At 73.7% G+C, this 25,681-nt stretch carries 20 protein-coding genes; 10 read left to right on the forward strand and 10 right to left on the reverse strand.

All coding sequences use genetic code 11. From position 1 onward, the window contains the following. Positions 1 to 689: 689 nt before the first annotated feature. Together ACXNSR_RS07470 and ptsP are read left to right on the forward strand one after the other, a co-directional pair. Positions 690 to 1,139: a PTS sugar transporter subunit IIA gene (locus ACXNSR_RS07470; protein WP_033226218.1), complete on the forward strand. Its 450-nt coding sequence runs from the start codon at positions 690 to 692 to the stop codon at positions 1,137 to 1,139. A gap of 74 nt (positions 1,140 to 1,213) precedes the next feature. After that, positions 1,214 to 2,884, forward strand: a complete 1,671-nt coding sequence (gene ptsP, locus ACXNSR_RS07475; RefSeq protein ID WP_458641358.1) for a phosphoenolpyruvate--protein phosphotransferase — start codon at positions 1,214 to 1,216, stop codon at positions 2,882 to 2,884. Positions 2,885 to 2,960: 76 nt separating this feature from the next. Here ptsP and ACXNSR_RS07480 read toward each other — a convergent pair whose 3' ends face one another. After that, the gene (locus ACXNSR_RS07480; protein WP_458641359.1) at positions 2,961 to 3,884 is read right to left on the reverse strand and encodes a hypothetical protein; all 924 of its coding nucleotides are present in this window, start codon (positions 3,882 to 3,884) and stop codon (positions 2,961 to 2,963) included. Positions 3,885 to 3,947: 63 nt separating this feature from the next. Then, on the reverse strand, positions 3,948 to 5,924 hold the full coding sequence (locus ACXNSR_RS07485) for an acetoacetate--CoA ligase (protein WP_458641360.1): 1,977 nt from the start codon (positions 5,922 to 5,924) through the stop codon (positions 3,948 to 3,950). 221 nt (positions 5,925 to 6,145) lie between these two features. Between ACXNSR_RS07485 and ACXNSR_RS07490 the strand changes: the two genes are divergently transcribed. From ACXNSR_RS07490 to ACXNSR_RS07505, 4 genes are all read left to right on the forward strand, one after another. Beyond that, positions 6,146 to 8,494: a glycoside hydrolase family 31 protein gene (locus ACXNSR_RS07490; protein ID WP_458641361.1), complete on the forward strand. Its 2,349-nt coding sequence runs from the start codon at positions 6,146 to 6,148 to the stop codon at positions 8,492 to 8,494. Between the two features lie 120 nt (positions 8,495 to 8,614). Further along, a complete protein-coding gene (locus tag ACXNSR_RS07495; protein ID WP_458641362.1) occupies positions 8,615 to 9,106 on the forward strand; it encodes an SRPBCC domain-containing protein in 492 nt (163 codons plus the stop codon). After that, a complete protein-coding gene (locus ACXNSR_RS07500) occupies positions 9,103 to 9,447 on the forward strand; it encodes an ArsR/SmtB family transcription factor (RefSeq protein ID WP_458641363.1) in 345 nt (114 codons plus the stop codon). The genes ACXNSR_RS07495 and ACXNSR_RS07500 overlap by 4 nt, the downstream gene beginning before the upstream one ends. Before the next feature lie 50 nt (positions 9,448 to 9,497). Next, positions 9,498 to 9,935, forward strand: a complete 438-nt coding sequence (locus ACXNSR_RS07505; RefSeq protein ID WP_458641364.1) for an SRPBCC family protein — start codon at positions 9,498 to 9,500, stop codon at positions 9,933 to 9,935. Positions 9,936 to 9,985: 50 nt separating this feature from the next. Here the strand turns inward: ACXNSR_RS07505 and ACXNSR_RS07510 are convergent, their stop codons facing one another. Then, positions 9,986 to 10,495, reverse strand: a complete 510-nt coding sequence (locus ACXNSR_RS07510) for an NUDIX domain-containing protein (RefSeq protein WP_458641365.1) — start codon at positions 10,493 to 10,495, stop codon at positions 9,986 to 9,988. A 150-nt stretch (positions 10,496 to 10,645) separates the two neighbouring features. Here ACXNSR_RS07510 and ACXNSR_RS07515 point away from each other — a divergent pair, with 150 nt between their 5' ends. The 3 genes from ACXNSR_RS07515 to ACXNSR_RS07525 are packed head-to-tail and all read left to right on the forward strand — an operon-like array spanning position 10,646 to position 12,699. Next, positions 10,646 to 11,014, forward strand: coding sequence for an Mpo1-like protein (locus tag ACXNSR_RS07515; protein ID WP_458641366.1), 369 nt, complete (start codon positions 10,646 to 10,648; stop codon positions 11,012 to 11,014). 33 nt (positions 11,015 to 11,047) lie between these two features. Continuing rightward, a complete protein-coding gene (locus tag ACXNSR_RS07520; protein WP_458641367.1) occupies positions 11,048 to 11,512 on the forward strand; it encodes a Zn-ribbon domain-containing OB-fold protein in 465 nt (154 codons plus the stop codon). After that, the gene (locus tag ACXNSR_RS07525) at positions 11,509 to 12,699 is read left to right on the forward strand and encodes a lipid-transfer protein (protein WP_458641368.1); all 1,191 of its coding nucleotides are present in this window, start codon (positions 11,509 to 11,511) and stop codon (positions 12,697 to 12,699) included. Before ACXNSR_RS07520 ends, ACXNSR_RS07525 begins: the two co-directional genes overlap by 4 nt. A gap of 145 nt (positions 12,700 to 12,844) precedes the next feature. Here ACXNSR_RS07525 and ACXNSR_RS07530 read toward each other — a convergent pair whose 3' ends face one another. Genes ACXNSR_RS07530 through ACXNSR_RS07545 form a run of 4 tightly spaced genes read right to left on the reverse strand, consistent with a single transcriptional unit; the run spans position 12,845 to position 17,198 of the window. Further along, positions 12,845 to 13,471 carry a GTP-binding protein gene (locus tag ACXNSR_RS07530; protein WP_030016310.1) on the reverse strand — a complete coding sequence of 209 codons (627 nt, stop codon included), beginning with the start codon at positions 13,469 to 13,471 and terminating at the stop codon, positions 12,845 to 12,847. Further along, complete coding sequence (locus ACXNSR_RS07535) at positions 13,452 to 13,919, reverse strand: DUF742 domain-containing protein (RefSeq protein ID WP_458641369.1); 468 nt, start codon at positions 13,917 to 13,919, stop codon at positions 13,452 to 13,454. Before ACXNSR_RS07535 ends, ACXNSR_RS07530 begins: the two co-directional genes overlap by 20 nt. 10 nt (positions 13,920 to 13,929) lie before the next feature. Continuing rightward, a complete protein-coding gene (locus tag ACXNSR_RS07540) occupies positions 13,930 to 14,367 on the reverse strand; it encodes a roadblock/LC7 domain-containing protein (protein ID WP_030016314.1) in 438 nt (145 codons plus the stop codon). After that, the gene (locus tag ACXNSR_RS07545; RefSeq protein WP_458641370.1) at positions 14,364 to 17,198 is read right to left on the reverse strand and encodes a nitrate- and nitrite sensing domain-containing protein; all 2,835 of its coding nucleotides are present in this window, start codon (positions 17,196 to 17,198) and stop codon (positions 14,364 to 14,366) included. The genes ACXNSR_RS07540 and ACXNSR_RS07545 overlap by 4 nt, the downstream gene beginning before the upstream one ends. 424 nt (positions 17,199 to 17,622) lie before the next feature. Between ACXNSR_RS07545 and ACXNSR_RS07550 the strand changes: the two genes are divergently transcribed. After that, complete coding sequence (locus tag ACXNSR_RS07550) at positions 17,623 to 18,081, forward strand: hypothetical protein (RefSeq protein ID WP_458641371.1); 459 nt, start codon at positions 17,623 to 17,625, stop codon at positions 18,079 to 18,081. A 58-nt stretch (positions 18,082 to 18,139) separates the two neighbouring features. Here the strand turns inward: ACXNSR_RS07550 and ACXNSR_RS07555 are convergent, their stop codons facing one another. The 3 genes from ACXNSR_RS07555 to ACXNSR_RS07565 all read right to left on the reverse strand — a co-directional run bounded on the left by ACXNSR_RS07555 (position 18,140) and on the right by ACXNSR_RS07565 (position 25,652). After that, the gene (locus ACXNSR_RS07555) at positions 18,140 to 22,879 is read right to left on the reverse strand and encodes a hypothetical protein (RefSeq protein ID WP_458641372.1); all 4,740 of its coding nucleotides are present in this window, start codon (positions 22,877 to 22,879) and stop codon (positions 18,140 to 18,142) included. A 75-nt stretch (positions 22,880 to 22,954) separates the two neighbouring features. Next, the gene (locus ACXNSR_RS07560) at positions 22,955 to 23,857 is read right to left on the reverse strand and encodes a hypothetical protein (protein ID WP_458641373.1); all 903 of its coding nucleotides are present in this window, start codon (positions 23,855 to 23,857) and stop codon (positions 22,955 to 22,957) included. Positions 23,858 to 24,146: 289 nt separating this feature from the next. After that, positions 24,147 to 25,652, reverse strand: coding sequence for a hypothetical protein (locus ACXNSR_RS07565; protein ID WP_458641374.1), 1,506 nt, complete (start codon positions 25,650 to 25,652; stop codon positions 24,147 to 24,149). Positions 25,653 to 25,681: the final 29 nt, after the last annotated feature.

The following is a 25,681-nucleotide window of genomic DNA, read 5'->3' on the forward strand; positions in this document are numbered from 1 at the left end:
TGACCGACGCGCCACAACGTCCTCGCTGTGTTGTTGCCTGCAAGTGCTTCACGAGGAAGCCTCACAGGTCTTTTTCAAAGGAACCTCATCCACCGGAGTGGACGGGGTATCAACTTCTGGCGTTGATTTTTGGCACGCTGTTGAGTTCTCAAGGAACGGATGCTTCCTTTGTACTCACCCCCGCGACATCCGCTGGGGCTTTCCTCCGGGCTTTCGTTCTGTTCTTGCGTTTCCGACTCTATCAGACTCTTTCGTGTCCGACTTCCTCGGTGCTTTCCAGGTATTTCGCTTTCGCGCTTTCCCTTTCCGGCGGTTCCGACTCTATCAGTGCTTTTCCCTCTCCCTGACCACTCTCCGCATTACCGAAAAGGCGTACGAAAAGAAGGATGGGATCAAGATCGATACTGAAGAGGAGGAGTCCCGTCCATCTGCCGTTCGCGAGAAGTTCACACGAGGCGTCCTGGCGGGAGTCACGACAGTACAGCTCTGGGGGTGCCCAAGCAAATCGATTCAGGCGTATGGTCTAGTCCACCGGTCTAGTCCACTAGTCTTCCGGCCAACGGAGACGCCCGGATCAGGAGCTACATCGGGCGAACCCGAACATTTAGTGCCATATCCTTCTCAAGAGTGCGCCGTTCGCGACAGGTAGTGACGGCGACCCGAAGAGCCCCACCCCCTGGGAGGCCCCCATGACCAGCGTGACGTCCCCACTTGCCGGGCGCGCCATCGGACTCGCGGCAGTGCCCGATCCGGTGTTCTCCGGCGCGATGGTGGGACCGGGCACCGCTATTGATCCCGTGCGCGAGCCGTCGGAGGCGGTGTCCCCCGTCGATGGTGTGGTCGTCTCCCTGCACCCGCACGCGTACGTGGTCGTCGACGGCGAGGGCCACGGTGTACTCACGCACCTCGGCATCGACACGGTTCAGCTCAACGGCGAGGGCTTCGAGCTCCTCGTGAACAAGGGCGACACCGTGACCCGCGGCCAGGCCGTCATCCGCTGGAACCCCGCCGCTGTCGAGGCAGCCGGCAAGTCGCCGATCTGCCCCGTCGTGGCCCTCGAAGCGACGGCCGAATCCCTCTCCGACGTCGTCGAATCCGGCGACGTGAAGGCTGACGACGCTCTCTTCAGCTGGCAGTGACACGTCCGCCTGTACGGGCGAGTCGTACATCCACCGCGGCGGCTCGGCCCGCCGCTCAATCGGAGACGGGTGAAATGGAGACAACGCTGCGAGGCGTCGGCGTGAGCCACGGGGTGGCGATCGGCGAGGTGCGGCACATGGGCACGGCGGTTCTGGAGCCGCCGGCCAGGCAGATCACCGCGGATGAAGCGGCGCGCGAACAGGGGCGCGCCCGTCAGGCCGTGAGTGCCGTGGCGGCAGATCTGATCGCGCGTGGCCAGCTGGCCGGCGGCGAGGCACAGCACGTGCTCGAAGCCCAGGCGATGATCGCCGAGGACCCCGAGCTGATGGCGGACGTCGACCGGCGGATCGCCGTGGGCAGCACCGCGGAGCGCGGTGTCTACGACGCGTTCGCCGCGTACCGCGACCTGCTCGCGGGGGCCGGCGAGTACATGGCCGGCCGGGTGGCCGACCTGGACGACGTACGCAACCGCATCGTGGCGCGGCTGCTGGGCGTGCCGATGCCGGGCGTGCCCGACAGCGACGAGCCGTACGTGCTGATCGCGCGGGACCTGGCTCCCGCCGACACGGCGCTGCTCGACCCGGCCCTGGTCCTCGGTTTCGTGACCGAGGAGGGCGGGCCGACCAGCCACAGCGCGATCCTCGCGCGGGCTCTGGGCGTACCGGCGATCGTGGCGCTGCCGGGTGCCGGTGAGATCGCCGAGGGCACGATGATCGCGGTGGACGGCAGCACGGGCGACCTGTTCCTGGACCCGTCGCCGCAGAAGCGGGCCGAGCTCGAGGCCGCGGCCGCCGAGCGCAGGGCGGCCCTGGCCGCGTCGTCCGGTCCGGGCGCGACGTCCGACGGTCACAAGGTGCCGCTGCTGGCCAATGTCGGCGGTCCCGCGGACGTGCCGGCCGCCGTCGAGGCGGGGGCGGAGGGTGTGGGGCTCTTCCGCACCGAGTTCCTGTTCCTGGACGACAGCAAGAAGGCCCCCTCCGAGGAGAAGCAGATCGAGTCGTACCGCAAGGTGCTCGAGGCCTTCCCCGAGGGCCGGGTCGTCGTGCGGGTGCTCGATGCGGGCGCCGACAAGCCGCTGGACTTCCTGACGCCGGGCGACGAGCCCAACCCGGCGCTGGGTGTGCGCGGGCTGCGCTCGCTGCTGGACCACCCGGACGTGCTGCGTACGCAGCTCACCGCGCTGGCCAGGGCGGCCGAGGGGCTGCCGGTCCACCTCGAGGTCATGGCTCCGATGGTGGCCGACCGGATCGACGCCAAGGCCTTCGCGGACGCCTGCCGGGAGGCAGGTCTGAAGGCGAAGTTCGGCGCGATGGTGGAGATCCCCTCCGCCGCGCTGCGGGCCCGCTCCATCCTCCAGGAAGTCGAGTTCCTGTCGCTGGGCACGAACGACCTGGCCCAGTACGCCTTCGCCGCCGACCGTCAGGTCGGCGCCGTATCGCGGCTCCAGGACCCGTGGCAGCCGGCGCTGCTCGACCTGATCGCCATGTCGGCGGATGCCGCCAGGGCTGAGGGCAAGAGCTGCGGTGTCTGTGGCGAGGCCGCTTCCGATCCGCTGCTGGCCTGTGTGCTGACCGGTCTGGGTGTCACCTCTCTTTCGATGGGTGCCGCTTCGATCCCCTATGTGCGGGCGACGCTCGCCAAGCACACGCTGGCCCAGTGCGAGCGTGCCGCGGCGGCGGCCCGTTCGGCGGACAGCGCCGAGGAAGCGCGGGTGGCCGCGCAGGCGGTGCTGTCCGGCGAGTAGCCGAGCGGGACGGTGTGATGCGGTCTTCGAGGGGCCTTCGCCGGTGGCGAGGGCCCCTCGGTCCGTCCCGGACCGGTCAGTGGTGCGGTCCGGGCGCGTCGACCTCGTACCCCGGGCAGTACTCGACGCCCGATTCGGGGGCGACGGGGTCTCCGGTGTCGGCGTCGGTGCAATAGGCGTTGAAGACGGCCGCGGCGGACAGGGCGGTGAGCCGGCCGCGGTCCAGGCGCCAGCCGTGGACCCGGTCCCGGCGTCCCTCCTGGGTGGTGCGGACCACCAGTCCCCCGGGGCCGCCGAGGGCGAGTCCCGCGGCGAGGACCGTCACGAAGTCGAGGCCTGCGCGGCTTTCGATGCGGGGCGGGGCGGCCGGGTCGTCGGTGGTGTCGGCGTGCAGGACGGCGACGAGCTGTTGTGCTTCGGTCGGGATGCTGCAGACGAAGTGGTGGTGGCCGGGTCCTGCGCCGGCCACGAGGGCTTTGAGCGCGTCGGTGGCTCGGTCGAAGGAGGAGTGGCCGATGTCCTCGCCGCAGTCCGCGCAGTGGCCGACCTCGGCGAGGAGGCCGGTGGCGTACTCCCAGGTGGCCTGGCGGACGGCTTCGTCGACGAGGAGCGGGACGAGCTCGTCGATGGGCTGGCCGCTGTAGGGCAGGAGGGCGCCGCTGCCGGCCAGCTCCGCGGTGAAGCGGGCGCGGGTTTCGGCGGTGTCCGGATCGAGGCCGGTCTCCCCGCAGAATTCGGCGTACTCCTCGGGGTCGAAGAGGGCGACGGTGGTGTGGATGCCCTGGGCCGCGAGGGACCTGAGGAGGCCGTCCACGTGGTGGAGGTAGTCCTGGTGGTCGTCGAAGGTGAAGCTGCGGTAGCCGCGCATGGCCGCGAAGTCCCCGGGGTCGGCCAGCAGGCCGATGGTTCCTGGGACTTCGCGGCGCAGCAGTCGGCGCCGGTCGGTGGTGCGGGTCCGGTGCGTGCCCGTGCGCGCACCGGTGTCGTTCTTGCGTGGCATGGCTCCCCCTGAGTGTCGCAATCGCTTGCTCACTCAGAGTAGTCATTGCCACTGACAGTGGCCTCAGCCGCGGGTGCGGGCCAGCTCCTCGTAGAAGTGGAGGAGGTCGAGGTTGTCCACGGAGCCCGGGTTGACCGCCTTGGCCAGGGGGGTGCCCTGCAGGAGGCGCTTGACCGGGACCTCGATGCGCTTGCCGGTGAGGGTGTGCGGGATGCCGGGGACTTCGATGATCTCGTCGGGGACGTGGCGCGGGGAGAGTTCCTCGCGGATCGTCGACTTGATCCGGGCGCGCAGGTCGTCGTCGAGGGTCGCGCCGGGGACGAGGTGGACGAAGAGCGGCATCCAGTAACCGCCGTTGGGCTCTTCCAGGCCGATGACCAGGGATTCCTTGATCTCGGGGAGGCGTTCGACGGCCTCGTAGATGTCGGCGGAGCCCATCCGGACGCCCTGGCGGTTGAGCGTGGAGTCGGAGCGGCCGTGGATGATCACCGAGCCGTGGTCGGTGATGGTGATCCAGTCGCCGTGGCGCCAGACGCCCGGGAACATCTCGAAGTAGCTGTCGCGGTAGCGGCTGCCGTCGGGGTCGTTCCAGAAGTGGATCGGCATCGACGGCATGGGGTTGGTGACGACGAGTTCGCCGACCTCGCCGGTGACGGGCTTGCCGGAGGGGTCCCAGGCCTGGAGGTCCGTGCCGAGGCAGGCGGCCTGGAGTTCGCCGATGTGCACCGGGAGGGTGGGAACGGCGCCGGCGAAGCAGCTGCACACGTCGGTGCCGCCGCTGACGGAGGCGATCCAGAGGTCTTCGGCGACCTCCTCGTGGAGCCAGCGGAAGCCGTCGGGCGGGAGCGGGGAGCCGGTGGTGGCCACACACTTCACGGCGGAGAGGTCGAAGTCGCGGGCCGGGTGGACCTCGGCCTTGCGGCAGGCCATGACGTAGGCGGCGGAGGTGCCGTAGAGGGTGGCCTTCGTCCGCTCGGCGATGCGCCACTGGGCGCCCGTGTCGGGGTAGCCGGGGCTGCCGTCGTAGAGGACGACGGTGGTGCCCGTGAGCAGGCCGGAGACGAGGAAGTTCCACATCATCCAGCCGGTGGAGGTGTACCAGAAGAACCGGTCCTCCGGGCCGAGGTCGCAGTGCAGGCCGAGCTGCTTGAGGTGTTCGAGGAGGATGCCGCCCTGGGACTGGACGATGGCCTTGGGCAGGCCGGTCGTACCGGAGGAGTACAGCACCCAGAGGGGGTGGTCGAAGGGGACCGGCTCGAATACGGGCTCGGTGTCGCCCGAGGTCAGGGCGGACCAGTCCAGGGCGCCTTCGGGGGCGGGCGTGCCGAGGAGCGGGATGTGGACGACGGCGCGCAGGGAGGGGAGCTCGGCGCGGAGCTCGGCGACGGTGTCGCGGCGGTCGTGCTCCTTGCCGCCGTAGCGGTAGCCGTCCACGGTGAACAGGACGACGGGCTCGACCTGCTGGAAGCGGTCGAGGACGCTGCGGGCCCCGAAGTCGGGGGCGCAGGAGGTCCAGACCCCGCCGACGGCGGCGGTGGCGAGGAGGGCGACGGCGGCCTCGGGGATGTTGGGGAGGTAGCCGCTGATCCGGTCGCCGGGGCGGACGCCGAGGGCGCGCAGTTCGGCGGCGAGCGAGCCGACCCGGCGGCGGAGCTCGGCCCAGGTGACGGGGACGACCTCGTGGGTCTCGTCCACGTAGAGCAGGGCGGGGTCGTCCGCGCGGGCCGGGTCCTCGGCGGCGCGCAGGGCGTGCTCGGCGTAGTTGAGGGTGGCTCCGGTGAACCACTGCGCGCCGGGCATGGAGCGGTCGGCGAGGACGGACTCGTAGGGGGTGGTGAAGCGGACGTCGAACCACTCGGCGACGGCCTGCCAGAAGGTGTCGAGCTCGTCGACGGACCAGCGGTGCAGGGCGGGGTAGCCGCCGTCGGCGGGGGCGCCGTGGCGCTCGGCGGCCCAGGCCTGGAAGGCGGTGATCCGGGCCGCGGCGATCCGGTCGGGGCCGGGCGCCCAGAGGGGTTCCGGCTGCGTGGCTGAGGTCATGGGTCGGCTCCCGGTCAAGTCTGCGGCTCGCGCTTCGTGTGCGTACGGTGCCGTCGCGCGGGGGTGTGGGCGCGGCGGCTCACAGGGACCATGCCATGTGATCGTCGGCTGCACCAGGGCTGTCCTGGCGGGTCGGATGATCGACTCGGGGGTGCCGCTGCCGGGTGAACGGCAGTTGAACGCCGTCCCCTCGGTCGGGGGCCGGTGGCAGGGTGAGCGGCATGAACGGTCGTGATCTGGTACGTGCGGTGAAAGACATCGGTACGGAGCGCGGTCGGCGCGCCTGGCGCTCGGCCTGGCGCCACCGGCGTTCGGACGCGGTGGGGCTTCCGCGCCGGGGCGCGGAGCGGGCGCGTGTCCCCGGGCTGCTGACCGGTACCGAGGCCCGGCCGGGCGGGGGCGTGCTGCGGTTCGCGCGCTCCGAGCTGCTGGTACGGGTGACGGTGGGCGGCGCGGTGTTCTGGAGCTGGGACGGGGCCGGGCCGACGCCCTCGTACGCGGTGGTGGGCGACGGCCCCGAGCCGGATCCGCGGGCCGTGCTGGAGCCGGACACCGGGGGCGGCTGGCGGGTGGTGTCGGAGCGGGTGACGGTGGCGGTGTCGCGGTACGGGGCGCTGGAGGTGCGCACGCCCGGCGGGACGGTGCTGCGGCGAGAGGCGCCGCCGCGGTGGTGGGAGCCGGTGGATCCGCGGATGGGTGCGGCGCGGTGGCTGCAGCGGAGCGAGGTGCCGGCGGACGCGCGGTTCTTCGGGCTGGGCGGGCGGGCCGGGGGGCCGCGGCTGCGGGACGGGGCGTACCGGCTGTGGAACACGGATCCGAAGGGGGGCTTCGGGCCGGGGGCCGATCCCCTGTACCTGACGATGCCGGTGCAGCTGGTCGTGGCGGACGCGGGGACGCATCTGGTGTTCCACGACAACTCGTGGGACGGGCGGGTGATGCTGCGCGAGGGCGAGGAGGGCGCCGGTTCGGGGGCGGACCGGCCGGGGACGAGCGAGCTGCGGATGGAGGGCGGGCCGCTGCGGTGCTGGGTGCTGGTGGGGACGCCGGCGCGGGTGTTGCAGGGGTGGTCGGGGCTGACGGGTGCGGCGGCGGTGCCGCCGGAGTGGGCGCTGGGGTACCAGCACGCGCGGTGGGGGTTCGGGAGCGCGGAAGAGGTGCGCCGGGTGGTTGCCGGGTACGCGTCGCGCGGGCTCGCGCTGTCGGCCGTGCACCTGGACATCGATCACTACGACGGGCACCGGGTGTTCACGGTGGACGAGGAGCGGTTCCCCGATCTGCCCGGTCTGGCACGCGATCTGGGAGAGCGGGGGGTGCGGCTCGTGTCGATCGTGGATCCGGCGGTGAAGGCGGGCGACGGGGTGCACGCGTCGGGGCTGACGGTGGGGGCGGGCGGGGCCTTCGTGCGGGACGCGCGGGGCGGGGAGGTGCGCGGGGAGGTCTGGCCGGGCGAGTGCGCGTACCCGGACTTCACGGATCCGGCGGTACGGGAGTGGTGGGGCGGGCTGTACGAGGAGCGGCTCGCGCAGGGCTTCGCCGGTTTCTGGCACGACATGAACGAGCCGGTGTCCTTTGCTCCGTTCGGGGACACCACACTGCCGAGGTCGGCGCGGCACGCGCTGGACGGGGCGGGCGGTGACCACCGCGAGGGGCACAACGTGTACGCGCTGGGGATGGCGCGGGCGGGGTGGGAGGGGCTGGTGCGGCTGCGGCCCGCAGAGCGGCCTTTCCTGTTCTCGCGGTCGGGGTGGGCGGGGATGCAGCGGTACGGGGGCACGTGGTCGGGGGACGTGGAGTCGACCTGGGAGGGGCTGCGGGCCTCGCTGGCGCTGGTGCTGGGGCTCGGGCTGTGCGGGGTGCCGTACTCGGGTCCGGACGTCGGCGGGTTCGGGGGTTCCCCGTCGCCGGAGCTGTACGTGCGGTGGCTGCAGCTGGGTGCCTATCTGCCGCTGTTCCGGACCCACTCGGCGATCTGGGCGGGGCGGCGGGAGCCGTGGGAGTTCGGGCCGGAGGTGGCGGAGCAGGCCGGGGCGGTGATGGCGGAACGGGAGCGGCTGCGGCCGTACTTCGTGACGCTGGCCCATCTGGCGCGGCGGACGGGGGCCCCGTACGTGCGGCCGGTGTGGTGGGGGACGCCGGAGGAGCGGCGGCTGCGGGACTGCGAGGACGCGTTCCTGCTGGGTGACGCGCTGCTGGTGGCGCCCGTGCTGGAGTGCGGGGCGGACCGGCGGGCGGTGCGGCTGCCGCGGGGGCGCTGGTACGACACGGCGACGGGGGCGGCGTACGAGGGCCCGGGCCAGATCCTGCTGGACGCGCCGCAGGGCCGGATCCCGGTGCTGGCGCGGGCGGGGGCGGTGCTGCCGGTGCGGGCCGCTTCCGGTGACGGGGTGGAGCTGGAGGTCTGGGCTCCGGCGCGGGGGCGCACGGGGGGCGGGGTGGTGATCCGGGACCCGGGGCCGGGTTTCGGGGCGGGCGAGGTGGAGCGGTACACGGTGCGGTGGCTGGGGGACGCGGTGGTGGTGGAGGACGAGGCGGGGGACCGGGTGGAGGGGGTCACCGTACGGGGTCTGTAGGGGCAGGGGCAGGTGGCCGCGCAGGCCCGTGGCGGCGTCCGCGCCCGGCCGATATGCAACCATCGGTTGCGTATCGGCCGGAGGCGGACTAGCGTTATATGCAACCGAAGGTTGCGAAAGATGGGGACGGCCATGGAGTACGGGAGCATCGAGCGCGAGCTGCACATCGACGCCTCGCCGGAGGTGGTGTTCGAGGTGCTCAGCAGCCCCGAGCACATCCGGGACTGGTGGAGCGCCGAGACCACCGCGTTCGAGCCGGCCGCGGGCGCGACGGCCCGTCTCACGTGGACGGATCGGGACACCGGTCGGCAGCAGTCCGCGCCGTTCACGGTCGTCGAGGCCGACCCGCCGCGGATGTTCTCGTTCCGGTGGACCTACGACGAGACGGAGACCGGGACGGAGGCGGTCGGTCCGGGCAATTCGCTGCTGGTGACCTTCGAGCTCGTCCCCTCGGGGACGGGAACCACGGTGCGCTTCCGTGAGAGCGGCTACCGCGAGCGGGGCTGGGAGGCCGCCGTGCTGGAAGCAACCTACGACGACCACCGGCAGGGCTGGGACTTCTACCTGCCGCGCCTGGTCGCGACCGCCGACCGGCTGGCGGCCGCGCGATGAGCACCGCCGTCGACGACGACCTCTGGTCCGCGATAGGCGACCCGACCCGGCGTCGGATGATCGACCTCCTGCTGGCCGACGGCCAGGGGACCGCGACCACCCTCAGCGCGCACCTGCCGGTGACCAGGCAGGCCGTGACCAAGCACCTGGCCGTGCTCGACCGGGTCGGGCTGGTCCGGTCGGCGGCAGCGGGACGGGAGAAGCGCTATCGGGTGGACGAGGCCCAGCTGGCCCGGGCCGTGGCACAGCTGAACTCGGTCGGCGAGATGTGGGACGCCCGCCTGCGGCGCGTCAAGGGTCTCGCCGAGGCGATCCAACGGGCCAGGAACGCGCAGAACTGACACGGAGTGGCGAAACAGAGCAACGAAACGAGGAGAGCGAGGAGAGCGAAATGGTGGACATCCTGCACCGGGTAGGCATCACCGCGCCCCCGGAGAAGGTGTACGAAGCGCTCACCACGGTCGAGGGCCTGGCCGCGTGGTGGACGACCGACACGAGCGGGGACGCCGACGGCGTCCTGCAGTTCCGGTTCGGCGAGGTCGGCGGCTTCGACATGAAGGTGCTCGAACTGCGGCCGAACGCACGGGTGCTGTGGGAGGTCGTCGACGGTCCGGCCGAGTGGGTCGGGACCACGGTCGGCTTCGATCTGGCCCGGGACGGCGAGTGGACGATCCTCATGTTCGCCCACGCGGGCTGGCGGGAACCGGTCGAGTTCATGAACCACTGCAGCACCAAGTGGGCGATCTTCCTGATGAGCCTGAAGTCCCTGGTGGAAACGGGCTCCGGCGCGCCGCACCCGCGCGACGTACAGATCAGCAACTGGCACTGACGCCGCTCGCCCGGGGCCCGACGCCGTGAGCCCGGCTCACGGCGCCGGGCTCACGCGTACTCGCCCGCGAACCAGGACGCCGCCGCCCGGGTGTGCAGGGGGAAGGCCAGCACCGACGGGGTGCGCAGGACGTGCCAGCCCGTGGTCTCGTCCGTCGGCTTCGAGTCGGGGAGGTCCGCGGCCGGGCGGACCGGGAGGAGCCCGAGGAGGAGCAGGTGGCCCGCCGGGGAGCTCAGGGCGTCGGCCAGGACGACCTCCTCGGCGGGGGCCGTGATGCCGGTCTCCTCGAAGAGTTCGCGGACGACCGCGTCGCGCCAGTCCTCGCCGAAGTCGATGAAGCCACCGGGCAGGGCAACACCGCCGAGGGCCGGTTCGATGGTGCGGGTGATGACCACGAGGCCGGTGCTGTCCGCGTCCTCGACGGGGAGGAGGGTGACGGCCACCGGGAGCGGATTGCGGTAGGCGGTCGCCCCGCACGCCGCGCAGGTGCGGGGCCACGCGGGGCTGGAGTACGGGGCTCCGCAGGTGGAGCAGTGCGAGTCCTTCAGGTGTGCCGGCATCCGGCGATGGTATGCCAAGGGGGGTGCGGGCGGAGGCTGTTGCGGGGCCGCTGCCGGCCGGGGCGGGGTCGGTCCGGCGTCCGCCCCGGTGCGGGATTTCGCCTCTCCGCGTCGCTGTCGCCGCCGTCCGGCCGTGAGTACCGTGCCCGCATGACTTTCACCTCGTTCGAGGAATTCTGGCCGTACTACGTCGCGATGCACTCGCGCGCCGCCACCCGCTGGATCCACCTCACCGGCACGCTCACCGGTCTGGCCGTGACCGCCTACGGGCTGGCGCGCGGCCGCAGGCGCTACCTCGCCGCGCTCCCCCTGATCGGGTACGGGACCGCCTGGCCCGCGCACTTCCTGATCGAGGGGAACAACCCGGCCACCTTCGGCCATCCCGCGTGGTCGCTGCGCGGGGACGCGCAGATGATCCGGATGATGCTGGCCGGGCGTGACGCGGAGCTGGGCGAGATCGCGCAGAAGTGGCTCGCCGAGAACCCGTGCCAGGGCCGTCCTCCCGTGGCAGACTCCTGACGATCCGTCAGATCAGTGACCTGGGAGGGCATCGTGGCACGCACACGCACACCCGTCGTGAGCGGGTGGTTCACCGAGGACGCGCCGGACGGCGGCGGCTTCCGGCTGCTCGGCACCCGGTGCTCGGCCTGCAGCGCGGTGTTCTTCCCCCGCGAGGACGCGTACTGCCGCAATCCGCGCTGCCCGGGCGGCGGCGAGCTCGCCGAGGTCCCGCTGTCCCCGCGGGGCCGGGTCTGGTCCTACACCGACGGGCGCTACCGGCCGCCCGCGCCGTACGTGTCCGACCCGGACGTGCCCTGGGAGCCGTACACGCTGGTCGCGGTGGAGCTGGCGGCCGAGGGGATGGTGGTCCTGGGGCAGGCCGCGCCCGGGGTCGGTGTCGCCGATCTGGCCGTCGGCATGGAGGTCGAGGTGGTCGGGGGCGTGCTGAACGAGGACGCGGACGCCGACACGGCCTGGACCACCTGGCAGTTCCGGCCGGTGGGGGGAGCCGAGTGAGCGCCGACATCGCCGTCCTCGGCGCCGGCATGCACCCCTGGGGCAAGTGGGGCCGCAGTTTCGTCGAGTACGGGCGGGCCGCCGCGCGGGCGGCGCTGGCCGACGCCGGACTGGACTGGACGCAGGTGCAGTCGGTCGTCGGCGCCGACACCGTGCGTTCCGGTTACCCGGGCTACGTGGCGGGCGCCACCTTCGCCCGGGCGCTCGGCTGGCAGGGCGCGCGCGTCACCAGCGTGTACGCGGCCTGCGCGTCCGGTGCCCAGGCCATCGGAGCCGCCCGTGCGCAGATCCTGGCCGGCCTGGCCGACGTGGTGCTCGTGGTCGGCGCGGACGCCGCGCCGAAGGGGTTCTTCGCACCGGCGGGAGGTGACCGGCCCGACGATCCGGACTGGCTGCGGTTCCGCGTGCTCGGCGCCACCAATCCGGCCTACTTCGCGCTCTACGCCCGACGCCGGATGGCCCTGCACGGCGACACCCCGGAGGACTTCGCCCGGGTCAAGGTGAAGAACGCGGCGGCCGGGCTGCTCAATCCGCACGCCCGCTACCGCAAGGCCGTCACCGCCGAGGAGGTCGCGGCCTCGGCGGTGGTCGCCGATCCGCTCCGGCTGCTCGACATCTGCGCCACCTCCGACGGGGGCGCGGCCCTGGTGCTCACCAGCATGGACTTCGCCCGGGCGCGCGGGGTGGCGGATCCGGTACGGATCCGGGCCGTCTCCACGGTGACGCCCACCTATCCGCGGACGGTGCTGGACCTGCCGGACATCGCCACCGACTCGGCGCCGGCCGTGGCGCCTGCGGCCGGCTCCTTCAGGTCCTCGATCGCGCACGCCGCCTACGAGGAGGCGGGGCTCGGCCCGGACGACCTCTCGCTCGCCGAGGTGTACGACCTGTCCACCGCCCTGGAGCTGGAGTGGTACGAGGACCTGGGGCTGTGCGGGGAGGGTGAGGGCGCGAAGCTCGTGCGGGAGGGGGCGACGGCGCTGGGCGGCCGGATCCCGGTCAACACCAGTGGTGGTCTGGCCTCCTTCGGGGAGGCGGTCCCGGCGCAGGCGATCGCGCAGGTGTGTGAGCTGACCTGGCAGTTGCGCGGTACGGCCGGGGAGCGGCAGGTGCCCGGTGCGCGGGCCGGGATCACGGCGAACCAGGGGCTGTTCGGGCATGGTTCGGCCGTCGTCGCCGTGCGCTGAACTGCTGCTGTTGTCGGAACGCTTGACGGCTCCCGGCGGCAGGTTCACACTCGCTCCACAGTCCCGCGCCGCGACCGGGACCCGGATCCCCCCGTGAGAGCTGCGGCCCGTACCCCAGTCGGCGGGGGTACGGGCCGCCTCCGTGTCAGGCGCCCGCCGAGAGGCTCCGGCGCCGCTCGCGCGCCAGGGACATCGCGTGTTCCACGACCCCCACCAGCACGTCCTTCACGGATTCCCGGTCCCGTGCGTCGCACAGCAGCACCGGCACCCCGGGATCGAGGTCCAGTGCCGTCCGTACGGTCACCACCGGGTGCCGGTCGGCTCCGTCGAAGCAGTTGACCGCGACGACGAAGGGGATCGCGCGCCGCTCGAAGTAGTCGATGGCGGCGAAGCAGTCGGCGAGGCGGCGGGTGTCCGCGAGGACGACGGCGCCGAGCGACCCCTGTGCGAGCTCGTCCCACAGGAACCAGAAGCGGTCCTGCCCGGGCGTGCCGAACAGGTACAGCACCAGGTCCTCGCGGAGCGTGATGCGCCCGAAGTCCATGGCCACGGTGGTGGTGCTCTTGCCCTCCACTCCCCCGGTGTCGTCGACACCGACGCCCGGCTCGGAGAGCCGTTCCTCGGTGCGCAGCGGTCTGATTTCGCTCACCGCGCTGACCAGGGTGGTCTTGCCCACCCCGAAGCCGCCCGCGACCAGGATCTTCAAGGTCAGCGGCTCGACCGGCGACACCGCGTGCATGGCACCGGTGCGGCTAAAGCGCCCGAAGGCCATCGATCACCTCACGCAGAATGGATTCATCGGGCAGTTCGGCCGGCGGTACCGGCCTGGTCACGTGGACCAGTTCCTCGTCGACCAGGTCGCCGATCAGGACGCGGACGACCCCGACGGCGAGGTCGAGATCGGCCGCGAGTTCGGCGACCGACTGCGGTCGGCCCCGGCACAGCCCGAGGATGTGGGCGTGTTCCGGGGAGAGGGTCATGTCCCAGACCGGATCGTCGGCCGCCGGTTCGGCGACGACGAGCGCGATCAGGTCGAGTCGGTGCTGGCCCGCGTGGCTGGTCCGGCCGCGGGTCATGGCGTACGGGCGGACGACGGGCCCCGCGTCGTCGTCGAACCAGTGCGCGTGGTCGGGGTCCAGATGGTCGGGGTCGGAGTAGGACGGGTCGACGGTGAAGCCGACGGGAGTGCCGGTGGGGTGGTCCTGGCCTGAATCGCTCATGCCTTACGACTCACCCTCCGGCTGGCAGCCCGGTGCGCGGGGCGGTCGCCAGGTGGTCGCCGACACGCTTGACCATGAGCGTCATCTCGTACGCCACCTGGCCGACGTCGGAGTCGGCGTCGGCCAGGACGGCCAGGCAGCTGCCGTCGCCCGCGGCCATGACGAAGAGGAAGGCCTCGTCGAGCTCGACCACGGTCTGGCGGACGCGGCCGGAGTCGAAGTGCCGGCCGACACCCTTGGCGAGGCTGTGGAAGCCGGAGGCGACCGCCGCCAGGTGCTCGCTGTCCTCGCGGGTCAGGTCCTTGGAGCTGCCGGTGGGCAGGCCGTCGCCGGAGAGGACCACCGCCTTGCGGATGGATCCGACCCGGTCGACGAGCTCGTCGAGGAGCCAGTTGAGCGGGCCGGAGCCGCGGCCCCTGGTGTCGTTGCCGGTCTGCGGTGCGGTCATCGACCGTCCCCTTCGTTCTCGTTCGCGGGACCGCCGGCGGCGGACGTGCCCGCCTCGGTCTCGGACTTCTGCTGTGCGTGCTGGTTGCGGCCCGCCGTCCAGCCACGCTGGAGTGCGGACATGCGCGTACGTACGTCTTCCGCGTCGCGGTCGGCCACCTGGTCGGGGGCGGCTTCGGCGGGGGCGGCGGACGGGGACTTCTTGAGCTGGGGCGCCAGGCTGGCCTGGCGGACCCGGCGGGGCAAACCGCCGATGGCGGGGCCGGGTGCGGCGGCCCCGGCGTCGGATCCGGGGTCGGATCCGGGCGTGGAGGCCGGGGAGGGCTGCGGGACCACGGACACCGGGCGGGGCTCCACCCGGCGGCCGTGCTCGGCGACGAGGGTCGGGGTCGGGCGTCGGCGCGGCAGCGGTACGGCGCCCGCGGAGCGGGAGCCGTCCGGACGCGGGGTCTCCACGCGCTGGGTGTCCAGCCGGACCGGGCCGGTGGGCGCGTGCGGCTCGCGGTCGCCCTTGCGGGAGCCGCCGCGGTCCGCGTGCCGGTCGGCGTGCGGCCGGTCCGCCGGGCGCAGGCCCAGGAGGGCGCTGCGCGGGATGCCGTTCGGCGGGGTCTCGTCGTCGAGCGTGGCCATGACGGGGCGGCCGGCGGCGCCGGTGCGGCTCGTGATCGCCGTGGGGGCGTCGCCGCGCGCGGCGGGGTCGTCGAGGCCGTCCAGCCGGTCCAGGCCCTCCAGCCCGCCGACGGGGAGCGGGGCCTCCAGCTCGACCGGGCCGCGCAGTTCGGCGACGGGCAGCTGGCGGCCGGACGGGGCGCGCTCCATGGCGGCGGGTGCGGCCCGCTCGGACCCGGCGCGGCCGAGGTGGCCGGCCTTGTCGGACCGGAGGGGCTTGGCGGCGGCCCGGGCGCCGTCGAACCGTGCGCCCGCGCCGTTGGTCTCGGGTGCCTCGGTCAGCAGGGCCGCGGGGAGGAAGAGCACCGCGGTGGTGCCCCCGTACGGGCTGGGCTGGAGGACGACCTTGACGCTGTGGCGCTGCGCGAGGCGGCTGACGACGAACAGGCCGAGGCGGTCGGTGTCGGAGAGCTCGAACTCGGGGGTCTCGGCGAGCCGGAGGTTCGCGTCGAGCAGCGCCTCCGGGGTCATGCCGAGGCCGCGGTCGTGGATCTCCAGGGTGAAGCCGTTGGCGACGCGCTCGCCGTGCACCTGGACCGCGGTGTGCGGCGGCGAGAACACGGTGGCGTTCTCCAGGAGTTCGGCGATGAGGTGGGTGACGTCGGCGACGGCCGGGCCGACGATGCCCAGGCGGGTGAGCCGGCGCACCTCGATGCGCTCGTAGTCCTCGACCTCGGCGACGGCCGCGCGTACGACGTCCATCAGCTGGACGGGCTTGCGCCACTGGCGGGAGGGTGCGGCGCCGGAGAGGATCACGAGGCCCTCGGCGTGCCGGCGCATGCGGGTGGTCATGTGGTCGAGGCGGAAGAGGTCGGCCAGCTCCTCGGTGTCCTCGGTACGGCGCTCCATGGTGTCGAGGAGGGTCAGCTGGCGGTGCAGCAGAACCTGGTTGCGGCGGGCCAGGTTGACGAAGACCTCGGAGACGCCGCGGCGCAGGTCGGCCTGCTTGACGGCGGCCTCGACGGCGGCGCGCTGGAGGGTGTTGAGGGCCTGGCCGACCTGGCCGACCTCGTCCTTCTCGTATTCGAGGTGGGGCGACTCGGTCTCCACGTCGACGTGTTCCCCCGCGGCGAGGCGGCGCATCACGCTGGGCAGCCGGACGCCGGAGGCCTCGTGGGCCTCCTTGCGCAGCCGGGACAGGTCACGGACGAGGTCGCGGCCGATGCGTACGGACATCACGAGGGACACGACCAGGGCGAGGAAGCCGAGGACGCCGGCGACGGCGGCCTGGACCATGACGTCCGTGGCGACGGGCTCGATGCGCTCCTGGTAGCGGTTGCCGGCGTCGGTGTTCATGGCGGCCAGGTCTTCCAGGACCTTGGTGGCTGCCTCGTCCCACTGGGCGGCGGTGAGGTTGCGCGGCTTGTTGACGGCGCCGCCGGCTATGAAGCGTTCCTCGGCGTCGCGCAGGGGCTGGGTCTCGGGGTCCTTCCAGTACTTCTCGAAGCGCTCCCGGTCCTCGGCGGGGAGGGTCACGAGGTTGAACTCGTAGAGCAGGCCGCGGTTGGCGGCGAAGTCGGAGACGTGCCGGACGTCGGGCGCGGTGACGTTGCGCGCGGCGAGGGCGGAGGCGATGACGGCGTCCTCGCGGGAGAGCAGTTCGCGGGCGCGGCTGATGCCGACGAGGGCGCGGCCCTCCTTGTCCACCTCCACGTTGTCCAGGCCGTGGAGGTTCATGAGGAAGTCGTAGCAGGGGTCGACCAGCCGGTTGTAGAGGTCCAGGGCCTGCGTGGGGTCCAGGGCGTTCTGGTCGACGGAGCGGCGCATGGCGCCGATGCCCTGGAAGGCGGCGACGATCGAGTGCAGGCGCCGGGCGCTCTGCGGGCTCAGTTCGTCGATGACCTTGGCGTCGCGGGCGCTGACGCTGATCTGCTCGACGGCCAGGTCGGTTTCGGCGCGGCGCTTGGTGAGTTCGGCCGTCGCGGTGGCGGCCCGGGGGTCGCCGAGGACGACCAGGGTCTGGCGCCGTTCCTTCTGGATGACGCGGACGACGTCCTCGACGGGGTAGCCGACCTTGTCGATGATGTAGGCCACGTCGAAGAGTTGGACGGCCTCACGGCCGGTGATGACTGTCGCGAAGCCCCAGAGGGCGGTCAGGGAGACGAGCGGCACAAGGAGCAACGCCACGATCTTCCGGCGGATGGACTTCCCGCGAAAGCGCATGGCCTCCCCAGCCTCCCCCAGGTCAACCCCGTTACCGGGGGTCGGTGTTCCGTCATTTAAACGGCGTGAGCCTACTACTGCTGCGGGGCAGCTTCGAAGGCGTGTCCGGACGTTTTCGGCCTGCCCCCGGGAGGAAGATCACCAGTTGTCCGACACTTCCGGTCAACTGCGGCCCGATATGTGGCAGATGACACTTGGTGGGGCGTCAGTTCCCGCAACCCGATGGATGGCTGGAATTATTCGTTCCGCGATCATTTCGGCCGGTGAAGGCATCCGCGAACCGGGAATCTCCGGGCACCGCCGAACGTCCTTCTGTTCGAGGGGGCACACCGGACGGACGTGAGGGGCGGGCGGGGTGGGCAGACGTGGCAAGTAGGCAGGACATGCAGGCATGACGGACCGCGCGGTGGGGAGTGAGCGGACCATGAGCAGTGACGAGGGCGGCGGCGCGCGTGGGGGCCCGGGGGCCGGCGGGGCCGGGCGGGGACTGTGGGTGGAGGAGCCGGCCCGGCGGCGCCGGATGCCGGATTCGGTACGGGCCTCCGCGGTACGGGCGGTGCTGATCGTGGCCGTGACCCTGACGCAGGCGACGATCACGTTCTTCCTGACCCTGACCGGGTCCTGGCTGGCCCTGCCGATGGGGCTCGGCGCGATAGCGGGGACGATCGTGGCCACCTGGGGCGTGCTGGACGTGTGGATCACCCGGCAGACCTGGAACCAGCGGTACGGGGTCCTGTCGGAGCCCAGCAGCACGGCCCGCAGCCGCCGCTGGGAAGCCCGCCGGGCCTCCCGGACGGCCCGGACGGCCCGGGAGACCGCCGCGGGCCGAATACCCCGCGAGGACGGCCCCCTGGCGGCCTCCGGCCGCTACTCCACGCGCTGACGCCCTCGCAGGCCGACGCCCCGGCACGCCGACGCCCTCGCGCCGGCGTCGCCGCGCGTCAGGAAACGCCGCTGCGGCGGAACATGCGGGTCGCCGTGATCTCGCCGTGGATGGTCTCCGCCTCCGCGGACGGCTGCGGCAGGCCCGGGCGCAGGTGCTCCTCGACGCTGATGTACTTCAGGCCCGCCCGCAGGTCCGCGTCGTTGCGCAGGCGGATCACCAGCGGGAACTCGGCGAGGGCCGTGGTGTCGAACAGGCCGGTCGTGTAGAGCAGCTGGACGCCCAGCGCGTCGGAGACGGCCCGCTGGAGCTCCAGCAGGTATGTGGCGTTGGCGCGGCCGATCGGGTTGTCCAGGAACAGCGTGCCCGCGTGCCGGTGCTTGTCGCGGCCGCGGTCGTTGCTGCGCAGCGCCGCCATCGTGCAGTACAGCGCGATCGCGGCGGTCAGCAGCTGTCCGCCGGAGAACACGTCGCCCATCTGTCCCACCGGCACCCGCTCGGCGCGCAGCACCGCGTCGGGCTTGAGGATCTCCACGGAGATGCCCTTGGGCTCCAGGGCCGCCTGGACGCCCCTCAGCAGCAGGGACATGCCGTCGCGGCGGCCCTCGCCGAAGGCGGCGCCGCCGTTCTTCTTCACGGCCGCGCGGGTCGCCTCGTCGATGACCTCGCCGAGCCGCTCCGTGAGCGTGGCCTGGTCCGGTTCCTCGAAGCGGATCCGCAGGAACTCCTGGCCCGACCATTCGCCGAGGCCTTCCGGGAGCTGCGAGAGCCGCTGGGCGGAGCGGAGCGTGGCCAGGGCCGATTCGACGAGGCCGCGCAGGCGGTCGACGATGCTGTCGCGGTTGCGCTCCAGCTGGGCCAGTTCGTCGGTGAGGACGCGCAGCCGGGGCGCGAAGGCCGCGGCCCAGGCCGCGGCATGCTCGGGCAGGGCGGAGGCGGGCAGTTCGCGGATCTGCTGGCGCGCGGGGGTGCGTACCTGCTCGTAGCGGGTGGCGTTGGCGTGCCGGACCAGGATGTCGCTCGCCTCGCGCACCGCCGACTCGGCGGCCGAGAGGTCGCCCGCGCAGCCGCGCAGGGAGCGGCGGGCCTCGGCGGCGGACTGGCGGGCCTCCTCCAGGGTGCCCGCGTGGGGCGCCGGCTCCTGCTCGTCGTCCTGGTGGGCGTGGTCGCGCAGCAGGTCCCGCAGCATCGCCGCGGTCTCGTCGAAGCCACCGGCGCCGTCCTCGGCGGTGCGGTGGGCGCGCAGCAGGTCCGCGTGGGCGGCCCGGGCGCTCTCCACGGCCGCGGTGTGGGCGGCGAGCTGGGCGGTGGCCGTACGCAGCAGGGCCTGCGCCTGTTCGACGTCCTCGGGGACGAGCTCCTCGGGGAGTTCGGTGTGCGCCTCCCCCTCGGCGGGCGCGTGCCGTTCGGCCTCGCCGCGCAGTCGGCCGAGCTGCTCGCTGGCGGTGGACGCGCGGGTCTCCAGCATCTGCACGAGGGACTCGGCGCGGGCGGCCGCGGCCTGCCGGGAGGGGCCGTCGGCGCCGTCGGTGCCTTCGAGGAGCTGGGCGGCCCGGGTGCGGACCTTGTTGGTGAGGCGGTCGAGTTCGGCGAGAGCGGCGCTCTCGTCGCTCTCGGCGCGAGCCTGTTCGGCGCGCAGGTCGGCGCCGACGCCGACCTTCTCGTAGAGCTGGGAGGCCGCGCGGTAGGCCTCGCGCAGGTCCGGCAGCGGCGCCCGGGGGCCGTCGCCCTCGCCGTCGGGCAGCTGGTCGGGGGCGCCGGCGATCTCGGCGCGTTCGGCGCGCAGGGCGCGGGCGGTGCGGCGGGCGTCGTCGGCGGCGCGCTGGGCGGCGCGGCGGTCCTCGTCAGCGGCGCGGGCCCGGTCCAGGCAGACCTCGGCGCGGGCCTCGGACTCGGCGGCGTCGTCGGCGAGTTCGCGGAGCTTGGCCTGCCAGCCGGCGCGCTCGCGCAGCCGGAAGGCCAGCCCGGCGAGGGCGTCGGCGACGCGGCGGGCACGCTGGGCGGTGTCCTGGCGCTCCTCGCGCACGCGGGCCGCGTCGGCGGCGGCCTCGTCGGCCTCGGCGCGTACGGTACGGGCCTCCGCGAGCTCGGCGTCGGCCTCCTCGGCGAACATCCGGGCGGCGGCGGCCGCCTCCGCGAGTTCGGTGAGGCGGCCGGGCGGGCAGCCGGTGCGCCAGGAGCCGAGGCGGGCGGCGAGCTCGCGGTCACCGCCGAGGCGGGCGGCGAGGTCGCGGATCTCGGTGTCACGGGCGGCGGCGCGGGCACGCAGCGCCTGGCGCTCCTCGTCGGCGGCGTGCTCGTCGTGCATGGCCGGGTTCGGCGGTACGAGGAACACCCCGGAGTCGGCTGCGTCGCCGGCCGGCGGCAGCGGGGCCAGCAGGGCGGCGGCCGTGCCGACGGCGACGGTGGAGCGGGGCAGCAGGGCGGCGCCGGAGAGCACCTCGCGGGCCCGGCCGTGGGTGTCGGGGTCGGTGATGACGACGCCGTCGACGAGTTCGGGGCGGGCGGCGAGGACCGCGGCGTGGTCGGCGGGGTCCACGGACTGGGCGAGGTAGCGCCAGCCGGGGAGGGCGGGAATGCCGTGCTCGCCGAGGTACTCCACGGTGGCCAGGACGTCGGGGCCGGGCGGCAGCAGGCCGCCGTCGCCGAGGGCGCCGAGGATGCGGGCGTCGTCGGCGGCCGCGGTGCGCAGGTCGAAGAGCTGGCGCTCGGCGGCTGCGACTCCGTCGGTCAGCAGCCGGCGGAGGTCGTCGGCGTTGCGGTCGAGGTCGGCGACCGTGAGCCCGCCGGCGCCGGCCGCGTCGGGGCGGCCGGCGGGACCCGCCTGGGCCGCCGGACCGTGTCCGGCGGAGCCGTGCGCGGCCCCTGCCGACGCGCCCTGGGCGGCGGATCCGGCGAACGTGCCGGAGGTGCCGCTCTGCGTGCGCGGGTGGGGCAGGAAGGAGGCGGGCACCGACGGGAGCCCCAGGAGCTCCGCCAGGCGCGGGGCGGTGGCGAGGGAGGCCGCGGCCCGGTGCTCCGCGTCGTGGGCGGCCTCGGCGGCGTCGGCGGCGTCCGCCGCGCGGGCGGCGGTGAGCTCGGCGCGGGACTCCGCGGCAGCGGCCTCGCGGGCGGCCTCGGCGGCGGCGCGGGCGGCCTCGCGGGACTCGTCCCAGGCGGCGACGGCGGTCTTCTCGGCATCGGTGGCGGCGAGGGCGGCGCGGGCCGGGTCGGCGTCGGGGGCGGTGTCGTCGAGCCAGCCGGCGCGGACGGCCTCGGCGGTCTCCTGCTGGACCTCGGCCAGCCGCGAGCGCAGGTGCTCGGCCTCGCTGCGGGCCCGCTGGGCGGCCGTGGCGGCGGCGGTGGCGTCGCGGTGGGCGGCCTCGCCGGTGGCCTGGAGGGCGGCGGAGCGCTCCTCCTCCTCGTTGGCGAGCTGCTCGCCGTGCTCGGCGGCGGTGTGCAGGGCCCGGACGAGTTCGCCGGCGGCCGTGGCGCGGGCGGCCAGTGCCGGGGCGGCGTCCCGCTCGGCCTCCAGGATCGCGGCGGCGACGCGGGCCGAGCGGTCGGCGGCGGCCCGGTGGCGCAGCACGTTCTCGGCGGCCTGCCACGCGGAGTGCAGCGTCCTGGCCTCGAGGAGTTCGCGGCGCTGGGCGGCGGCCGCCTTGTCGGCGACGGTCAGGGCCAGCGAGGCGTGCCGGTAGGCGAGTTCGGCGGAGACGGCGGCACTGCGGGTGCGCGCGGACTCGGCGGCGGTGACCTGGTGGGCGGCGCCGGTGACCCGCTGGGCCAGGTCGGCGGCGCGGCCGCGCTCCTCGGCGGCGCGGGCGGACAGCCGCCGGGCGAGGGTGCGCGTACGGCGTTCCGCGCCCGCGTGCACGTCGCGCAGCCGGGAGCGGGCGGCGGCGGCCTCGACGATGCGGGTGAGCAGGTCCACCGAGCCTGCGGTGAAGTCCCGTTCGGCCATGAGCTCGGCGCGGCGGCCGAGCTTGTTGCCGAAGCCGTGGACGAGGTCGGCGAGGCCCTCCGTGTCGCGGGTGTCGGTGACGGCGCGCAGCAGGAGGTCGGTGAAGTCGGAGTCCTTCTTGACCGCGAAGAGGCCGGCCGCCTCGCCCTCGTCGGCGTTCATCTCGCGCTGGTAGCGGAAGAGTTCGGGGTCGAGGCCGAGTTCGGTGAGGTGCTCGTTCCAGCGGTCGTGGATCTCCTCGAAGTACACCTCCAGGTGCGGGTACGCCTTGCCCGCCTCGGTGAGGGAGTCGCGGAAGCCCTTCATCGTGCGGCGGCGGCCCTGGGCCCCGGAGGCGCCTTCGACGGGCGGGCGCACGGAGGTGGCCTCGGCGACGGGCAGGCTGTCGAGGCTGAGGCCGGGTCCGGGGCGGAAGGAGTACCAGGCCTCGGCGAACTTGCGCGGGTCGTTGGAGACCTGGCGGCCGCGCCATTCGCTGACCTTGCCGACGACCACGCACTCGCCGGTCTGGGTGTGCTGCCATTCCAGGGCGACGTGCCCGCAGTCGTCGGCGAGCAGGAACTTGCGCAGGACGCCGGAGCTGGCGCCGCCGAGGGTGTTGCGGTGGCCGGGGAGCATCACCGAGAAGATCAGCTTGAGGAGGACGGACTTGCCGCCGCCGTTCTCCAGGAAGAGCACACCGGCCGGCGCGGGCCGGCGCGGCGGGCCGGTGGGCTCGTCCTCGAAGAACTCCGCCTGGGTCGGTGCCGGGTGGGGCACCGGTTCGCCGACTCCGCGCAGGTCGAGCACGGTGTCGGCGTAGCGCGCACCGGCGGGCCCGATGGAGTAGAGGCGGATCCGGGACAGCTCGTACATGGCGGCGGACTCTCGTGATGTCTTGGGTGAGGCGGGACGTACGGGGATCGGGGCGCGGGCCGTGGGGCCCGGGGCTCAGGCGTGGAACGGGAGTCCGGCGTCGGCGGCCAGTTCCAGGTCGTCGCCCTCGGGCGGCGGCAGCAGGGTGGCGGAGCCGTCGCCGACCGGGACCACGCCGAGCTCCAGGAGCTCGGCCATCGCCGCGCTGCCCGCCATGTCACGGACCTGGAGCTGGTAGCGCGGGGTGGTGCGGTAGGTGCCGCCGGCCTCGTCCCCGGTGCGCTGGAGGAAACCGGAGTCGGTGAGGAAGGCGGCCGCCTTGCCGACGATGCCGGTGGTGGAGCCGGCGAGGCGGCGGGCGTCCTTGGTGGCACCGGTCGCGCTGCGGCGGGCGTAGACGCGCCAGGCGGCCTCCAGGCCGGGGGCGTCGGAGGCCGGGTCGGTGTTCTCGCCGAGCTCCTCGGCCCGCTCCTCCAGGCGGCGGCAGGTCTGCCGGACGAAGGCGTCGACGCCGTTGACCGTGATGCGGCCGATGTAGCCGTCGTCGGCGAGGTCCTCGGGGCGCGGGAAGGCCAGGGCGGCCACGGCGAGGTGTGCGAGGCCGTGCAGGAAGCGGTCGGCGGAGTCGGCGGCGGTGCGGCGGGCGTAGTCGCCCATCCGGACGGCGAAGACGGAGTCCTCGCCGGCGGCCACGGCCATGCCGGCGCGCGGGGACACCTCCAGGACGACGAGGCCGAGGCCGGTGGCGACCGCGTCGGCGAGCCGGCCGAAGGCGGGGTCCTCGCGGTAGCGGCGGAGCAGCTCCGCGTACTCGGCGTCCCGGGCGGGGAGCAGCTTGGGCTGCAGCCCGAAGGCGACGAGCCGGGCCGCGTCGGCGGCGTCCGCCGGGGTCACGGACCCACCGGTGGCGGGCGCGACGGGAGCCGACGGCGCGTCGGGCTCGCTCCACGCGGGGTGCTCGGCGTGGTGGTCGCTCACGGGTACGTCTCCTCGGCGGTGCGGGTCGTTCGGGCGGTACGGCTGCTGCCGGCGGGGCCTCTGTGCGGATCAGGCGGCTCCGGCCGATTCAGCCTCGCCGGCGTTTGAGGCGCGGGGTCTGGGGCGGAGCCCCAGGAAACCCGGCTCCGCCGGGCACCGGGCTCTGCCCGGACCCGCGCCTCGAACGCCGGCGAGGCTGAATCCGGAGCCGGCGAGGCTGAAGGAGGTGGCGCCGGCAGGGCCGGGTTCGGCACGGGCGAGGCGACAGCCGGGGCAAGGGCGCGGCGGGTCACGACGCCTCCGCGCGGTCGGCGGCCATGCCGGCGGCGTCCAGGAGGGCGGTGCCGACGATGAGGTCGGCGCCGCCGAATTCGTGGTCGTCGAGCTGCGTGCCGTCGTCCACCGCGAAGAGGAGCCGCTCCTCCCCCTGCCGGTAGGCCGTGCCGACGGCCGGGCTCGCCGCGTGGACGGCCAGCAGGGCCACCAGGTACGGCAGTTCGGGATCGCCGCGGCGGGCCTCCGCGAGGAGCCCGGACAGCCGCCGCGGGGCGTCGTGCGGAAGGTCGAGGAGCTCCATCGCGGCGGCGAGCTGCTCCTCGCTGAAGCGGCTGTCGTCCGGGGTGGCGATGAGGTCCGGCTCGGGCATCTCCGCGCCGAGGTGCTCGCGCTCCACCGGCGGGGTCAGCAGGATCTCGACCAGGTCGGCGACCCGCACCGAGACGGGCGTGCGCAGCCCCGCGCCGGCGGCGAAGAAGGCGGTGGTCACCCGGCTCGCCTGCGCCACCGGCAGCGGCAGCAGCGGGGCGACGAGCTGCCCGTACAGGTCGATGCCGGAGCGGGGGGCCGGGGCGGCGAAGGCCTGGCGGTCCTGTTCGGCCCGGAAGAGCGGGCCGGCGTCCAGCAGCCGGGACTGGAGCTGGGTGTGCCGGCGGATGCAGTCCTTGACGATGTCGACGAGTTCGGCCGCGCGCCGCTTGTTCTCCGGCTCCTCCGCCTCGTCGCGCGCCTTGCGGATGTTGGTCAGGATCGCGTTCTCGTGGCGGTAGCGGTCGGCGACGTGGTCCAGGGCCTCGGCGATCATGTCGGGCACGGCCCGGAGCCAGTCCACCGCCCGGACGTTGCGGCGCGTCGCGTCCAGCGTGCGGCGCAGGGTCTCGGCGTACTGCACGGTCCGGTAGCGGGCCTGCTCGGCGGCGAGCTGGGCGTCGGCCAGCCGGCCGCGGCTGATCAGCACCTCCAGCTTGACCTCGGCGGCGATCTGAGCGCTGGTGACGTCCGTGTCGAGGGCGCCGACGAGGACGTTGACGGCCTCGTCGGTGGTGCGCAGGTAGACCACGCCGCCGTAGCCGGGGACCTCTTCGATCAGCTTGAAGTCGTAGTCCCTGCGCACGTAGACGCCGTCGGGGCCGAAGGTGCCGTACATCGCGCGGAATCCGCGGTCCACGCTGCCGACGTTGATCAGGTTCTCCAGCACCCAGCGGGCCACCCGCTCGTGCTCGGCCGCCGGGCGGGCGGGGGCCTGGGCCGCGACGCGCGGCAGCAGCCTGGCCACTATCTGCTCGTGGTCGGCACCCGTGTCGAAGTCCATGTTGAGCGTGACCAGGTCGATCGCGGCCAGCGCGACCTCCGCCATCGCGTAGATCCCGTACTCGCCGGCCAGATTGGCCTTGCGGACGTCGAGGTCGTGCAGCGGGGCGGTGCAGGCGAGGGCACGCAGCCGCCGGGCCAGGCCCTCGTCGGCGGCCGGGCCCGGCGCCGGGGACGGAAGGGTCTTCGCCGGGGCAGGGAGAGTCACGGACAAAGACTAGGTCCTGTTACTGACAA

The organism is Streptomyces sp. NC-S4 (genome assembly GCF_054353315.1).

What these genes read in the sequence shown, in the direction of transcription:
- ACXNSR_RS07510 (WP_458641365.1), bottom strand. Translation starts at nt 10,495, where the DNA reads ATGCCGGCACACCTGAAGGACTCGCACTGCTCCACCTGCGGAGCCCCG.
- ACXNSR_RS07490 (WP_458641361.1), top strand. Translation starts at nt 6,146, where the DNA reads ATGAACGGTCGTGATCTGGTACGTGCGGTGAAAGACATCGGTACGGAG.
- ACXNSR_RS07545 (WP_458641370.1), bottom strand. Translation starts at nt 17,198, where the DNA reads ATGCGCTTTCGCGGGAAGTCCATCCGCCGGAAGATCGTGGCGTTGCTC.
- ACXNSR_RS07555 (WP_458641372.1), bottom strand. Translation starts at nt 22,879, where the DNA reads ATGTACGAGCTGTCCCGGATCCGCCTCTACTCCATCGGGCCCGCCGGT.
- ACXNSR_RS07515 (WP_458641366.1), top strand. Translation starts at nt 10,646, where the DNA reads ATGACTTTCACCTCGTTCGAGGAATTCTGGCCGTACTACGTCGCGATG.
- ACXNSR_RS07505 (WP_458641364.1), top strand. Translation starts at nt 9,498, where the DNA reads ATGGTGGACATCCTGCACCGGGTAGGCATCACCGCGCCCCCGGAGAAG.
- ACXNSR_RS07535 (WP_458641369.1), bottom strand. Translation starts at nt 13,919, where the DNA reads ATGAGCGATTCAGGCCAGGACCACCCCACCGGCACTCCCGTCGGCTTC.
- ACXNSR_RS07495 (WP_458641362.1), top strand. Translation starts at nt 8,615, where the DNA reads ATGGGGACGGCCATGGAGTACGGGAGCATCGAGCGCGAGCTGCACATC.
- ACXNSR_RS07500 (WP_458641363.1), top strand. Translation starts at nt 9,103, where the DNA reads ATGAGCACCGCCGTCGACGACGACCTCTGGTCCGCGATAGGCGACCCG.
- ACXNSR_RS07550 (WP_458641371.1), top strand. Translation starts at nt 17,623, where the DNA reads ATGAGCAGTGACGAGGGCGGCGGCGCGCGTGGGGGCCCGGGGGCCGGC.
- ACXNSR_RS07480 (WP_458641359.1), bottom strand. Translation starts at nt 3,884, where the DNA reads ATGCCACGCAAGAACGACACCGGTGCGCGCACGGGCACGCACCGGACC.
- ACXNSR_RS07470 (WP_033226218.1), top strand. Translation starts at nt 690, where the DNA reads ATGACCAGCGTGACGTCCCCACTTGCCGGGCGCGCCATCGGACTCGCG.
- ACXNSR_RS07540 (WP_030016314.1), bottom strand. Translation starts at nt 14,367, where the DNA reads ATGACCGCACCGCAGACCGGCAACGACACCAGGGGCCGCGGCTCCGGC.
- ACXNSR_RS07530 (WP_030016310.1), bottom strand. Translation starts at nt 13,471, where the DNA reads ATGGCCTTCGGGCGCTTTAGCCGCACCGGTGCCATGCACGCGGTGTCG.
- ptsP (WP_458641358.1), top strand. Translation starts at nt 1,214, where the DNA reads ATGGAGACAACGCTGCGAGGCGTCGGCGTGAGCCACGGGGTGGCGATC.
- ACXNSR_RS07485 (WP_458641360.1), bottom strand. Translation starts at nt 5,924, where the DNA reads ATGACCTCAGCCACGCAGCCGGAACCCCTCTGGGCGCCCGGCCCCGAC.